A 13,954-nucleotide genomic window follows, 5' to 3' on the forward strand; every position below is an offset into this window, starting at 1 on the left:
GGCCGCATCGCGAGTTTCATGCGCTTTACTCGAAGGCCGGATCGATCGGCACACGATAGCCGACCGCAAGCCGGTTCGTTTCATTAGTCGTCCCGACGATTGCCTGCAGCTCGCCGAACATTTCGTCGGTCATGCCGGCGCGGCGCGCTGCCGCCGTATGGCTCGCGACGCAATAGCCGCAGTTGTTCGTCACGCTGACCGCCACGTACAGCAGCTCCTTGACGAGGGGACCGAGCGCGCCGGGGGTCATCACTTCCTTCGGGCTGTCCCACGTGCGTGCCAGTCTAGGGTGCGCGATGTACTTCCAGAAGTTGATGAACTCTCCCGCCGCTCAATCTCGTTCGCGGTTGTAGCGGGGGTTTCGCGGGTCGCAGACTTTGACTTGGCGCGTTGCCGCGACAGAAGTTCCGGTCTCGCCGCCACGCCAGTTCCTGGCGTGTGCGCATCGATCAGCACGACCGACGCTGCGTTTCGGTCGCGTTGCGCTGTGTGCCCACAATGCGGGCAGACATGCGTGCGTTGCGCGAGCGTCTTGGGCGCAATCGCCCAGCACGCGGCATAGCGCTGCGACGGTTTTAACTGGCGCGTGTTCGCCACATGCAGCCGCGTACCAGTCTCTACCACTTTGTACGCGAGCATCTGATGCGCCATGCTCAATCCGGCCGAGAGAATCTCGCGATTCAGCCCGGCCTTCTGTTTGACCATCCGCCCCGGCCTTTGCTGCGTTCCTTTGGCCGAACGGCTCATATTCTGTGTGCGCAGTTCCTCAGTCGCGAGCACCGCGCACGCTTTGACCATGCGCTTGGTTTCCTTGTGCAGAAATTCGCGGCGCAGGTTACCGATGCGCTCGTGCAGCTTCGCCACCTGGGCGCCGAGGCGTCGATATCGTATGGAGCCGCGCTTCTTGCGCGCCTGCTGGCGCTGACGGTCTGCCATCCGCGGCACTTCGTTGCGCACGAACCGCGGGTTGGCGACTGTCTCGCCATCGTCGAACGTGGCCCAGTCATTGAGACCGAAGTCCACGCCGCGATGTGCGTCGCCGGTACGGGCACGTGCGCACGCACTTTCCGATACGCGCAACGTGACCGAGGCGAACCACCCGCCATTCTTGCGCGTGATCGTCAGGTCATTCGCCCGGGCACCCTCTCCGAAACGATGCTGGCCACGCGCGCGGATCGACATGGCGTGCTTGCCGCTACCGATGCGCAACGTGGCACCACGGCCGCCGTGCTGCATGAGCTTCCAGCCAGCCGGATCGGGATAGCAGAAGCCTGAGAAGCGCTTGCTGGCCTTGAACCTCGGGAAGCCAGGCGTCTGGCCGGCCTTGAAGCGTCGGAAGAACGCCTGAAACGCGAGGTCCAGCCTGCGCAGTGTCTGCTGCAGTGCGTGCGAGCCAAGCTCGACGAACTCAGGACGCGCAGCCTTAATCTCGGGCAGCACATTCTGCTGGTCATAGTAACTGATCGACTTGCAGTGCTTACGGTAAGCGTCGATGCGCTCCTCGAGCGCCGCGTTGTATAGCTCACAGTGCAGGCGGATCCAGCCCGTGAGGCGTTCGGCCTCACGAGCATTCCGTGCGACCGCGCTTTTCGCCTCGTTGACCCTCTCTTGGTCAGCATGATCTCCTTGTCGCCGTTCGTCACGAGCGCAGTGCCCTTCACGACGATCCAGTGCCCGGCGCGATGATGGTGATATGCAGGCTCGACGTGCGCCCGGATTGACCTCGATGCGTTTGACCTCGAAGCGCTCGCCGTTATCGATGCCCTCGTATGAACCCGCGGTCAAATCAAGAAGCGCAGCCGCATGGCTTTCTCTTCGACCGTCGGATAAAAATCAGCTACACGTTGATTCCGTTCGCGAACGCGCATTCGCCCATTGCGCGGCCTTCACCGTGCTGCAGGTGATGATGAGGACCACCGCATAGCCGGCGCTCTTGCCGGTGTCGAGTTCGGTGGCACGCGCTTCGTCAATGAACCTGCGCCCACGCGCAAGCGCGGCCCGCGCGACTAGACGATCAGACACCCGCGCCGGTTTGTGGGCAAAGCTCAGCCGTTCGGCGCGGCTCTCTCCGCGCTCTGCACGATACTGTTATGCGAGAGTGAGTCGTGCACACCAGGTCGACAGACCGCATGGAGGGCCGATCACGGTCACTTTCGTCCCGTGGCCGCTGACAAACACGACGCAATCGTTGACCCGTAGAACAACGCGAGCGCCATTTCGATTTCACGCTGCATCGGCCGCTAGCCCGCGACCATGCGCTTCGCCGACGCCGACGTGCCGTAGCGGTCGATCGAGACACAGTTGGGCAAGCGCGGGGATCGCGTCAGGGTTCTCGCGACCAGGTCGTTCTGTCGCAAACAACACTTCAGTTCGAGCGCAATTCTTGGAGGCGGCTCGACGTTTAGTCGTTGTCATCGCTCCAGCTGTTCGAGGTAAAGCCGTGAAAGACGCTTGTTTTTTGGCGTCTTTCGCTGTCTTACGCCAGTAAAATCCGGCAGTTTGGCATTGGTCCCACAAAATCAGATGATCACGATTTGCAAACGGAAAAGGCTGTGGTAATGTTGCTCCACGTTCCGCGTCTCAGACGCAACGGCTCGGCATGGTAACCATGCCAATTGCTTGACTGGCACCCTGCAACAGTGACGACTTGGGTCGAGCTCCCTTGCACTGCCCGAAAAGCCTTTTTAAGAACGCCTCGGGCACGGCTCTCGTGGTCTGCCCGGAGCAAACAGCTTTTACGCGTCTCTGACGCATCGATACCGCCTCAGGCACGGCTCTTGTGGTCCGCCCGGCGCAAACAGCTTTTACGCGTCTCTGACGCATCGATACCGCCTCGGGCACGGCTCTCGTGGTCCGCCCGGCGCAAAGAGCTTTTACGCGTCTCTGACGCATCGACGAATGCCCCGGGCACGGCTCTCGTAGTCTGTCCAGCGTAATTCGCCTGTCTGGCTGCAGTTCGCAGCACACCACCATGACAAAGCACGCGGCCTGAACCGCCCGTGTTCTTACTGCTTGTGCTGTCAACGAGCGCGGAGTTCTTTCTTTCGCGCGAATTATCCAGGCGACTGAGCTGGTTCCGCGTGCGACCGTGGTTGCATGCGTCGATTGTCCGCTTGCGAATAATCGTATGCTTGCTCTGCATCGTTGAGACGCTCGATCGACTCGAGCCCGTCGATGGTTTCGGTCTGCGACGCGCCGCTCCGGCGCACATCAAACATTTCCCTCGCCTCCCAACGCGAGCTCGACGTGACTTGCTCACCCGAGTTTCCGCCCACATCGTGCTCGCCCTCACACGAGCCGTCATCGCCCATGTGCTGCATGCACACAAATGCGGTTGGACATCGAATGCGTCGCCATGCGACGCGTGATGTTCGTCCGGCCCTGGGCTCTCACTTCCAAGCGCGCAGACCCTTCCACCGGTGCCACCCGGGGACCCTTAGCTAAACCGCCTCTGCCCCATTTTTTGCACTTTCGAACCACACAGCAGATCAACGTCGCGCCCTCGTTGATCCCGCTCAATTACGTGTCCTCCATGGGGGGCACGTCGCCATCGCAGCCGATGGCAACAGGGTGCCCTCATTCGCGCCCCGCCCCGCGCGTGAGGTTCAGGTAGAGGCGGAACAACCGGCCACAGGAAAGAAAAAACGTATGGGACGAAGATCAAGAGGCGTCAACCATGCCGCACAGATGAGCCGCGAAGCAGGCGGAAGCATGGACTCACAGAAGCAGCGTCGCTTGCATTGGAGCGAGTTTTCGCGTTTTGCAACCCGGATTGGTCACACGCTGGAAACAGTCAATGAAGCGGAAGACTGGATGCTCGAGTTTTTTGTCTGGTTTCTCGTTGCGGGGGCCATGAAACCCGGCACGCTGGCGAACTATCGGGCGTCGCTCTCAGTGATACAGGCGACGGCCGGACAGGACATGTCCGGTTCAACCAACAGCCGGGACCTGCAGCTTGAGCGACGGGACCGACATGGCAGGCATCGCGCGCGCACGCAGCAGGAATTCAACGACCTGCTCGCCGCGGCACATGCGTTGGATGAAAGTGTCGGGCACGTGATCCGACTGATGCGTTGGCTTGGACTTCGCATGCGCGAAGCACTCATGTGTGGCAAGTCACTGGAAACCTGGCGAGATCTGATTTTGAAGGGCGATCTTCGCCTGCCTATTGAGCGGGGCGCCAAGAACGCGCGTCCGCGTCGCACCGAAGTGCTTGCGGATCACGTCGACGAAACGCTCGAGGCCATCAACGCAGCGTTGGCGTACTGCCGCGACCGCAATTTCGAGCTGGTAAGCGGCTGCCATAGCGGTCTGAAAAGCGCCAAATCCCGCCTCAAGTTGCGCTTCGATCAACTGCCAATGCGCCGGGAGCTTGCCAGTCACAGCCTGAGATTCACGTATGCCGTCGACTTCGCGAACGCCGCACTGGATCGCGGTGTACCGCCCGTCGATGTACTGACTGAACTATCCGACCGCCTTGGACACGGCCCGTCACGGGTGAAGATGATCCTTGAGGTGTACTGCCGGCAGATCCGCCACCGGTTCCCCGAAAAAATCCAGTTGCCGAGCGACTTCGTTCCCAGACCGCGAACGAGGAAGCTGCAGACGTTGGCAACAGGTCGTCCGGAAGACCACCTTCAAGGCGACGGCACCCCTCCAGGACGACAAGGGCGGGCGCACGGACGGCGTCTCAAAATCAACCAGGGAGGGAAACAAACCAGACATAAGCAATATTAATCTGTGATCCTTATCAAAAACGGAAATGACCTGAACGTCTATGAAGGAGCAAGACAACGTGCCTGAATCACCACTCACCGGGGACGCCCGCGCCACGCTTAATCGGTATAGCAGCAAAAAGGCCGTCGAAACACTGCTGCCACTTTGGTTGCAGTTCGAAGACTTCCTGCGCTCGCAAAGTCTGTCGCCAGCTTCCATCCTCGATATTCCGGAGGATACGCTTCGCGCGTACGCGAGCTATCTCGACCACCGGGACTGCCATGTCGATGACGCGCTGGTCGCGCTTAGCGCGGTCCTTCTTGTCTGCCTGCACGCGGGTTACAACGGCAAGATATTGCGCTCCGTTGTTATCCCGCGCATTCGCCGCCCCGCCGAGAACCGACAGTGGGCCGCATTTCGCTTGCGGACCTACGAGCCGCTCGAATCCTCAAAAAACGCCCGGGATCGCAGACGCCTGGCCAAGCGCGAAGCGTGCGAACAGGATACGGCTCGCGCGGCCAACGCGATCATCTAAGCAATGTCGTCGTCAACGCGATTCATCGTTCTATCTACATCTATCGAAGGAATAACCATGACTCATCTGATTGTGGCTCACTTCCAAAGCTCGAACAGTGCCGCGCAATCTTCGGCCGCGCAAATTCTTCATGCACGGACGGGAGGCTTGCTTCTGAATCCGAGCCTGCTCGGTGCGACCGGCGAGCAAGTGAGCAACCAAAATATGACGGACATTGAAAATGCACTTCAGGATCACTACTGCACCTTGATGACCTCGCGGCGCGGGGGAATTATCGATGTGTCACCTGAATATCGGGAGGCAACGGTCGCATTCATTCTGGCGAGGCGTACCGTTCTCACCGAACTGAAGACGATCATTGTCTCGACGTCTCCGGACGCAGCGTCACAGCAGGCTACCGTAGAAACGCTTGGCGCTATCTGTGCAGCGGGCGTAGCGCCATCCTGCATCCGGATCCTCTGTACCGACGCCCCAGCAAACGCCGCCATCGAGGATGGCTACCGGGTGGTCGTTGACTATGCACGGGAAGCAGGCATCGCGGTGTCGCCGGAGGCTACGCTTCCTGTATCAACATCTTTTGCGAAGGCGCAGCAATTCAAGATGCCGATCGCCGCTGTCCTGAACCGCGCAGTCGACTTCGAAACAGAACTGACTGAAGCGCGGCTCAACGGTGCGCCGGAGAAAATCATGCACGCGCTAGCCCACAAGGTGATCGCACAGCGCGATCTTCTGGATGCGGCTGATACGTTCAAACGCGTAGCCGATGCACTCGGAATACCAGCCATCTCGCAGGACGAGTGGCGTGCCGAACTGGTCCCGGCCACCAGCCGGAAGCGGGCGAAGCCGTCAACGCTCGATTAAGGGATTTTAGTCAACACGGATCGACGGCCCACTTCCCCTCAGGGTCCGTTGGTCCGTGCAGCAAATGGGCTTTTGGTTGCCGAAGACTGCGTACCTATCCCATTCGAGACATGAGAGTACTCCCATCGCGCCCGTATTGGCATTGCGCTGCCGGCATCTGTGCAGTTGAATCAGCTGGCCCTCACATTGCTCCATTGAACTATAGGGAAATTACAATGAATCAGTTCCATGGCATGACAGAGATTGAAAAGGCCCTTGTAGAATCTGTCGCTCGGGCTCTCAGTCTTCGCTGTGAGCCGTTACCACCACTGCTCACCGACGCCATCGCTCTGAACAGCGCACTAGCGCGCCTGCCGCGGCGCATTGACTATAAGACGCATATGTATCGGTGGGCGACCGGGGCCGAGTCCCTACGCATGACGTCATGCATACATGCGTCGACACGCGAAGTTAAAAGGCGCCGCCGTTTGGCATCGCACTACCCCGTGGGGAAGCCTGGTTTTAAAGTCGATACTGCACCCCGCCCCTAACGATGTTGTCGGCCGGAACCGCGACGCAATTTCGCTCGAGTTCCTGCTCAATGCCATCGCTGAAGATCCGCTAATCATGAGCACGCGCCGCGATGGCACTTTCCCGCACCTACCAATCGACATTATGCTTACGCAACGAATTCATGGATTCTTTGAAAAGTACAGTGGTCCCGGCGTGGTCCATCCGTTTGAGGGCCGCCACTTCGTCCAGGGATGCGCTGTCAATATATATTGCGACGCAAGGAAGGCCGTAGCGCGAGCGGGCGTTGCAAGCGCGCTCTCCCGAATCATGACCGCGGAACTGGATGCGGATATCGTGTCGCTGGTGCAGGACGCGCGTCGCACTCATGAAACGTCGCGACCCCATTGACCACTTACGCTGGGAATTCCGCGGACGCGCCTGGCACCTAGAAGCGCGACTGCGGCAAGAAGCGCCGGTTTGGTGAACGGTACCCGCCGCTGCTCGGCGGGTTCCCCGCGCTGAATTCATACGTCAATTCGACCTTCGTCCAACTTAGGCCATCGGATTGAACGAACCAGCTTTCTTGTGACCTCACAAAGTGACTTTTGTTGTCGGGTCGAAGCTGCCGGGATTTTATATCCCTCGCTAAGGCACAGTCGACGGCAATTTCGCGGCATTGGAAGTTTTCACCCGTTGTGCGCTCGCGCCACACCAGAACGGTTGCATCGAGTTTTACGTGATCGCCCCGTCCTGCAAAGGATTTGCCCACTGCGCGTCGCCCGAAAGCGCTCGTCGTTGCGATGACGACTCCGGCATTGCGGGAACGTGTGGCGGCACTGGTTCGGTGAGGTTGGCGCCGCCCTTTGCCTCAATGATCGGAACGTTTCAGGTTCGTCGACAGTGCGTCGTAGCCGACAATCGATTCGGACACAACTGCGACCAGTTCAGGTTCAAATGGGACGCCGGCCGTCATCAATAACAAGGCGCAACGCTAGCTTGACGTCCTCTTGCGTGATGGTGCTCGATCCATCACGCAAATACCGTAGGACTGCGAGATCGAGGATTCGCTTTAGCACGGCATCCGTCTCCCAAAGGAAATGATCCTGCAACGCGTGCGCGGTAAGTTCAGCGGTGTGGCGGGATACCGAAAATCCATCGCCCGCCATCGCTCTTAGCTTCGTACGGACATAGGAAGCTAGCCAGTTGTCGGGTTCGTCGACGCATCCCACCATGCACCGTCGGCAATGCAAGCCTCGCACTGCCCCCTTGATCTCTCTATCTTCTGTGGATTGGGCAATCGCGTATTTGACCGTGCATCGCCCTTCGTGTCGTCCATGCGCGCGCTTCTCAAAAATGCATTCACAGTCAGTACACACGAGATTGCCACCGCGCTTGCATCGAGGCGTTTCATCAAACGTCATCTGAACTCTCCTGATTAACGAGGTTAGCGATCCCTCTTTCCGGAGGACTTTCGCTAACCCAGTATTTACACAGGATCGCAAAGTCAAGCCTGCGCCAGACAATGTCATCATGGTGCATGGAAAATAAAATGCATAGGTTTCCGAATGATCGCGACGCCAGCCAAGTGAACCACCCACGGTTTGGTGGAAACTCCAATTCGTGAGAATGATTCATCGGGTTCTGCCCGACACCGAAGGATGAAGCGAACGACCACTGCAGCCGGACCTGGGCAGAAATACGACCACGAAGCAGCGGCCGCGAAGGTCGGCCCATTATCTGATGCACTGAGCCTGCTTGAGAGTTTGACCTGCAACCCTGCGAGTACCCCAAATTGTGCCCGACCGCGGGTGTCGCTTTGCCGGAGCACGCTTACCAGAATCCAGTAACGAGGGTTGTCGCCGCCGCCATTCTCGATCTTGCAGGAGGGCAGCATGCAGGTGCTCTATCCGCCCTGCGCCGGACTGGACATACGTAAGGGCATTATCGTCGCCCGCGTCCGTTTTATGCCCCAGAACATCATGAAGTGCAGAGCTTCTGCAATACCGCCAAGCGAGTGTTAGCGCTGTCGGACTGGCTGGCGCCGCGCGTCAAACAAGATGAGCGCCGGCCAACATAATCGGCGCCCCACTGCTGGCACACGGGCTGATACTCGTCGATCACCGCTTTGGGAACAGCCCAACCTTCCGCGAGGCGTATGCGACGTGAACTTCATGCCGCCCGTTGTGATGCCGGGTGCGACCGTACTCCGGCCCCGCATAGCGAAACCCGAACCGGCACTCGCATTCACCCCGCAGCAGTTCGAAGAGGTCGAGAGCCGGGCGTCAGTCCTGAAGGCTGCGAGTACTTCGAGCACCGTGCCGATGGAGAGAGAAAGACCTGCGAAGGAGAGTTGATACACGATTGCTCCGGGAAAAGAAAAAACGGGCAATCGTCCCCTTGTCGGGCCGAGTGCCCGCAGAGGGTTGAATTGACGGTTGCGCCTTGCAACGCGAGGAAACGGGTTAAGCGACGTCGATCGCATTGGCAATAAGACGCGCCAGTTGCCATGCCTGATTTGCGACTAACACCTTGGCGCGCAAAAGCGGCATCACGGCTCAGCCGCGGCCGACAGCGCCCGGTATTTCCGTACGCGTTATCCAGTCAACGTGGACGATCTAGCCCTCGGATCTGCCCAATGTCAACGTAGACAGCCACGCAATTCCAGACGCTGTGCGCGTGCCAGATCCGGTCCATGCGCGCGCCGCTGGTTGCCTCGTTGGGCTCGTCGAGCGTGTTGGCAGCCACGAGCACTCCGGCTCAAGCTCCGTCCCGCGCAACACCTTGCCGAGCCACGAACAGACTTGGCCGACGGTCTTGCCTTCGACGTCCAGCCGCTGATGGCACGGCGACGCATCGGCGCGTGCGCCGGCGATCGCGGCAACGACGCTTCCGTTTCCGGTCGCCGAGGCAACGGATCGCGGGTAGCCCACAGGCTCTATGGATGCATGATTCATTTTTGATCTCACCAAAAGAAAAGCGCGCCCGAAGGCGCGCTCAATGGTCGAAAAAGATGAAAAAAAGCCGCTCCCTAAGGGTGCAGCCCTATACCTGCAATTCAGCGCAAGGCCAATTTTTCAGTCGCGTTTGCCCCACTCGCGTTCGCGATCGGCGCGCCGGCCATTTTTGGCCGTCCACGTGAAAAAAGCTGCAATGGCCACGCCAACAACGAGAGTGATGATGTTTGCCACCATTTCAATTTCCCCACTCGCGCTCACGATCCCGCTTGGCGCCGTTGTGGTTCGCCCACATCAGAAATCCGGCGATGGAAACGCCCAGAACTAGCGTAAAAATTGTCGCACCCATTTCAATTTCCTTTCGCCACCAGTCCACCGTACCACGGTAGTATCCCAAGTGCGCCCAGGCCTCCTGCGCCCAGAATAGTCGGCATGTCGAGCGCAGCAGCAGCGGACGTATCCGACCGCACGGCCGATAGATGCCGCAGACAATGTATGCATGTATCGGCCGTTCTGATGACGTTGGTCTTTTGATGGATACAAGACGGCACGAAGCACCTGTTCGAAGCCCTGTTGAAGCTCGACCGGGACCTTGACCCTGTGGGTTCCGCCCTGATTAATATCGACCGGCAAGACGACCCTTTGGAAATGAAGCTCGAACGCTGGTGAGCACTCGGTCTCTTCCATGACTTTCAGCAGCGATTCCAGGCGCGGCGGCAAGTTCACCTGCTCCGTTTCCGGGCCTCCAGAGGAGGTGTCGATGCCCCCAGCCAGACGAAGCCCGTCGAGGAACGACTGATACGCACGTGTCGTCTCAATCTGCACGAGCAGCGTTCAAGCTTCCTTCTGCCGGCGGCGATCCGGGAGCTACGTGATCTGACCCGTACACGCAGTTTTGACTTCGGGCCATGCGTCGCAGTATTCAATGAATTTGGGCCGGATCACGCGTGCTCCTGGCGTGTGGGTTCGGCGCGGCCCCCAAGTATTGTGCGCTTGGGGTGGCGGCTGCGTGCGACGAATTGGCATATGAAGCGGGTCGGCTCACGGAGCCAGTGTTTGAGGCGGACCTCGTCATCTTCCGGACCGGTCCCCCTTCGTAGACCAACGCCTTGCGATCATCAGCGGGCGGGCGTCACATATAAAAGACATGAAAAACGCAGCGCGGTAAGGCAACCCGCGCCGCGTTCGGTAGCAACGACGCTTCGATCCGTCTGAACGCGCTTCGAAGCACGCCGCCGCATCAGCCGTCAGAACGGCAGTTTCGCATCGGCCTTCTCCGCCAGAATCACGCGGCGGAAGTCGTCCTGAATGCGTTTGAGCGCCGCGTCGTTGTCGGCCTCGAAACGCATCACGACGACCGGCGTCGTGTTCGACGAACGCGCAAGGCCAAAGCCGTCCGGATACTCGACGCGCAGACCATCGATCTTCACGACGTCGTCCGCGCCGGTGAACTTCGCGTTTTGCTGCAGACGCGCGATCAGCTCGAAGTTCTCGCCTTCTTCGAGCTTCAGTTGCAGCTCGGGCGTGGAGTGCGAGTTTGGCAGCGAGTTCAGCAGCTTGCTCGGGTCGGCGACGCGCGTGAGGATCTCGAGCAGACGCGCGCCGGTGTACAGGCCGTCGTCGAAACCGTACCAGCGGTCCTTGAAGAACACGTGGCCGCTCATTTCGCCCGCCAGCGGCGCGCCGGTTTCGCGCAGCTTCGCCTTCACGAGCGAGTGGCCGGTCTTCCACATCAGCGGCTCGCCGCCCTTGTCCTTGACCCACTTCGCGAGATTGCGCGTGCACTTCACGTCGTAGATGATCTGCGCGCCCTTGTTGCGCGACAGCACCTCTTCGGCGAACAGCATCAGCTGACGGTCCGGGTAGATGATCTGGCCATCCTTGGTGACGACGCCCAGGCGGTCGCCGTCGCCGTCGAACGCGAAGCCGATTTCCGCATCGGTTTCCTTCAGCGCGCGAATCACGTCTTCGAGGTTCTCCGGGTGCGCCGGGTCCGGGTGGTGATTCGGGAAGTTGCCGTCGACCTCGGTGAACAGCTCGACGAGTTCGCAGCCGAGCTTTTTGAACAGCCTGGGCGCGAGGCCGCCGGCCACGCCGTTGCCGGTATCGACGACGATCTTGATCGGACGCGCGAGCTTCACGTCGCTCGCGATGCGCTCGAGGTACGCGTCGGCGATGTCGTATTCGGCGTAGCTGCCGCTACCGTCGGCGAAGTTCTCGTCGACGATGCGCTGATGCAGCGCGAGGATCTGCTCGCCGTAAATGGCGGCGCCGCGCAGCACCATCTTGAAGCCGTTGTAGTCCGGCGGATTGTGGCTGCCGGTCACGACGATGCACGAGTCGACGCGGCGCTCGCCGCCCGCCAGCTTCAACGGTACGCTCGCCGCGAAGTAGCCGACCGGCGTGGGCACCATGCCCACGTTCACGACATCGACGCCGGCCGCACGCAGGCCGTCGGACAGCGCCCCGATCAGCTCCGGGCCCGACAGGCGCCCGTCGCGCGCGACCACGACCGAGTCGCCGCCCTGCGCGCGCACTTCGCTGCCGAATGCGCGACCGATGGAGCGCGCGGCGTCGGCGTCGAGCGTTTTGCCAATCACGCCACGAATGTCATACGCCTTGAAAATGGTTTTGGATATCATGTTCGCTCACTTGCGTGCAATCGAAATTTCTAACCTGTGCACTGATGGTGGATCGGCAACATCGCGCCGGAACGCACGCCTGAAGATTGGCGCTGAAACGCTGCGTTAGGCCATGCGAAGAGCGATCCGCTCCACGCTTCCTCCCCACAATAGGTCACCCTTTGCTTGGCTTCGCTCGCTGTAATCAACTTGCGATGGCGCTTGCTCTCACAAGAGGACCCGTCGTGGGCGCACACGAAAAAGGCCATCTGTCTCTCGACAATGACCTGCGAGACGCGGCGCAGACGCTAAACGTTGCGGTTTTACACCTTCGTCGCACGCCCGTACGTGTCTTCGAACCGAACGATATCGTCCTCTCCAAGATACGCGCCCGACTGCACTTCGATCAGCTCGAGCGGAATCTTGCCCGGGTTCAACAGGCGGTGGGTGACGCCGAGCGGAATATAGGTCGACTGGTTTTCGGCCAGCATGATTTCCTTGTCGCCGTTCGTCACCAACGCGGTGCCCTTCACGACGATCCAGTGCTCGGCGCGATGATGATGCATCTGCAGGCTCAGCTGCGCGCCCGGATTGACGACGATGCGCTTGACCTGGAAGCGCTCGCCGCTATCGATGCCTTCGTACGAACCCCACGGCCGCACCACGCGACGATGCGTGACCGACTCGTGGCGCCCCATTGCATTGAGCTGCGCGACGATCTTCTTCACGTCCTGGGCCTGGTCGCGATGCGCGACCAGCACCGCGTCCGCGGTCTCAACGATCACGACGTTCTGGAGCCCGATCGCCGCCACGAGCCGATGCTCGGCGCGGATATACGAGTTGCTGACCGCGTCGGTCAGCACGTCGCCGATCAGCGCATTGTTTTGCGCGTCGCGCTCGGCGATATCGGCGAGCGCGTTCCACGAGCCGATGTCGTTCCAGCCGAGATCGGCAACCGCGACGACGGCCGCGCGCTGGGTCTTCTCCATCACTGCGTGGTCGACGGAAATGTTCGGGCAGGCGGCGAACGCCTCGGCATCGAGGCGCACGAAATCGTGACCGTCTGGCGCGCTCTGCAGCGAGAGTTCGGCCTGACGCGCGATGTCCGGCTGGTAGCGGCGCAACTCGTCCATATAGGTTGACGCCTTCAGCATGAACATGCCGCTGTTCCAATAGTAACGGCCCACATCGATGAAACGCTGTGCCGTCTCAGCATCAGGCTTCTCGACGAACGAATCGACCGTGAACGTCTGGGTGCCGTCGATCAGTGCCGCGCCCGCGCGAATGTAGCCGTAGCCGGTATGCGGCTCGGTCGGCGTGATGCCGAACGTGACCAGACGCCCGTCCTTCGCAATCTCCGCTGCCGCTTCGACTGCCTTGCGGAACGCGGCGTTGCCCGTGATCACATGATCGGAGGGCAGGACGAGCAGCAACGCGTCGGGCGCGTCGCGCAACGCTAGCAATGCCGCCACGGCAATGGCCGGCGCCGTATTGCGGCTCGCCGGCTCCAGCACAATTCGCGACGAACCGACGTGGACCTGGCGCAACTGCTCGGCGACGAGAAAACGCTGCTCGTTGTTCGTGACGACGATCGGCGCGGTGACGTCGGCGATGCCGCGCAGGCGCAACGCGGTTTGTTGGACCAGCGTGTGCTCGCCTGTCAGTGCCAGATACTGCTTTGGGTAGCCGCCGCGCGACATCGGCCACAGTCGAGTGCCGCTGCCGCCACAAAGAACTACGGGATGGATGTTCATGTTTTCAGGTCCTCGTTTGTG

At 60.4% G+C, this 13,954-nt stretch carries 8 protein-coding genes and 3 pseudogenes; 4 read left to right on the top strand and 7 right to left on the bottom strand.

Features of this window, described 5'->3' with window-relative positions:
- Positions 1–25 precede the first annotated feature (25 nt).
- The 4 genes and pseudogenes from L0U84_RS28155 to L0U84_RS44255 all read right to left on the bottom strand — a co-directional run.
- Positions 26–313 (bottom strand): annotated as a pseudogene (locus L0U84_RS28155) (carboxymuconolactone decarboxylase family protein); the annotation flags it as partial.
- Positions 250–1,695: an RNA-guided endonuclease InsQ/TnpB family protein gene (locus tag L0U84_RS28160; protein WP_442794085.1), complete on the bottom strand. Its 1,446-nt coding sequence runs from the start codon at positions 1,693–1,695 to the stop codon at positions 250–252. The gene L0U84_RS28160 and the pseudogene L0U84_RS28155, both read right to left, overlap by 64 nt.
- Positions 1,596–1,827: pseudogene (locus tag L0U84_RS28165) on the bottom strand (mannose-1-phosphate guanylyltransferase/mannose-6-phosphate isomerase); the annotation flags it as partial. The pseudogene L0U84_RS28165 and the gene L0U84_RS28160, both read right to left, overlap by 100 nt.
- Before the next feature lie 171 nt (positions 1,828–1,998).
- Positions 1,999–2,294, bottom strand: a pseudogene (locus tag L0U84_RS44255) (aminotransferase class I/II-fold pyridoxal phosphate-dependent enzyme); the annotation flags it as partial.
- A 1,417-nt stretch (positions 2,295–3,711) separates the two neighbouring features.
- Between L0U84_RS44255 and L0U84_RS28170 the strand changes: the two are divergent.
- Genes L0U84_RS28170 through L0U84_RS28180 form a run of 3 tightly spaced genes read left to right on the top strand, consistent with a single transcriptional unit; the run spans position 3,712 to position 6,112 of the window.
- Complete coding sequence (locus L0U84_RS28170) at positions 3,712–4,737, top strand: integrase domain-containing protein (protein WP_233854917.1); 1,026 nt, start codon at positions 3,712–3,714, stop codon at positions 4,735–4,737.
- Between the two features lie 40 nt (positions 4,738–4,777).
- Entirely contained in the window at positions 4,778–5,251 is a 474-nt protein-coding gene (locus L0U84_RS28175; protein WP_233854919.1) for a hypothetical protein, read from the top strand.
- Between the two features lie 57 nt (positions 5,252–5,308).
- Entirely contained in the window at positions 5,309–6,112 is an 804-nt protein-coding gene (locus L0U84_RS28180; protein WP_233854921.1) for a hypothetical protein, read from the top strand.
- Between the two features lie 1,442 nt (positions 6,113–7,554).
- Here L0U84_RS28180 and L0U84_RS28185 read toward each other — a convergent pair.
- Positions 7,555–8,025, bottom strand: a complete 471-nt coding sequence (locus L0U84_RS28185; RefSeq protein WP_233854923.1) for a hypothetical protein — start codon at positions 8,023–8,025, stop codon at positions 7,555–7,557.
- A gap of 1,576 nt (positions 8,026–9,601) precedes the next feature.
- Between L0U84_RS28185 and L0U84_RS28190 the strand changes: the two genes are divergently transcribed.
- Positions 9,602–9,886 carry a hypothetical protein gene (locus tag L0U84_RS28190; RefSeq protein ID WP_233854925.1) on the top strand — a complete coding sequence of 95 codons (285 nt, stop codon included), beginning with the start codon at positions 9,602–9,604 and terminating at the stop codon, positions 9,884–9,886.
- A gap of 919 nt (positions 9,887–10,805) precedes the next feature.
- On the opposite strand, the gene L0U84_RS28195 is transcribed toward L0U84_RS28190, so the two are convergent.
- Positions 10,806–12,200: a phosphomannomutase/phosphoglucomutase gene (locus L0U84_RS28195; protein ID WP_233854926.1), complete on the bottom strand. Its 1,395-nt coding sequence runs from the start codon at positions 12,198–12,200 to the stop codon at positions 10,806–10,808.
- 302 nt (positions 12,201–12,502) lie between these two features.
- A complete protein-coding gene (locus L0U84_RS28200; protein ID WP_233854927.1) occupies positions 12,503–13,933 on the bottom strand; it encodes a mannose-1-phosphate guanylyltransferase/mannose-6-phosphate isomerase in 1,431 nt (476 codons plus the stop codon).
- Between the last annotated feature and the right edge of the window lie 21 nt (positions 13,934–13,954).

The organism is Paraburkholderia sp. HD33-4 (genome assembly GCF_021390635.1).
Taxonomy (GTDB): domain Bacteria; phylum Pseudomonadota; class Gammaproteobacteria; order Burkholderiales; family Burkholderiaceae; genus Paraburkholderia.

Coding starts and splice junctions, on each gene's coding strand:
- L0U84_RS28190 (WP_233854925.1), top strand. CDS start 9,602: ATGGTCGAAAAAGATGAAAAAAAGCCGCTCCCTAAGGGTGCAGCCCTA.
- L0U84_RS28195 (WP_233854926.1), bottom strand. CDS start 12,200: ATGATATCCAAAACCATTTTCAAGGCGTATGACATTCGTGGCGTGATT.
- L0U84_RS28200 (WP_233854927.1), bottom strand. CDS start 13,933: ATGAACATCCATCCCGTAGTTCTTTGTGGCGGCAGCGGCACTCGACTG.
- L0U84_RS28175 (WP_233854919.1), top strand. CDS start 4,778: ATGAAGGAGCAAGACAACGTGCCTGAATCACCACTCACCGGGGACGCC.
- L0U84_RS28180 (WP_233854921.1), top strand. CDS start 5,309: ATGACTCATCTGATTGTGGCTCACTTCCAAAGCTCGAACAGTGCCGCG.
- L0U84_RS28170 (WP_233854917.1), top strand. CDS start 3,712: ATGGACTCACAGAAGCAGCGTCGCTTGCATTGGAGCGAGTTTTCGCGT.
- L0U84_RS28185 (WP_233854923.1), bottom strand. CDS start 8,025: ATGACGTTTGATGAAACGCCTCGATGCAAGCGCGGTGGCAATCTCGTG.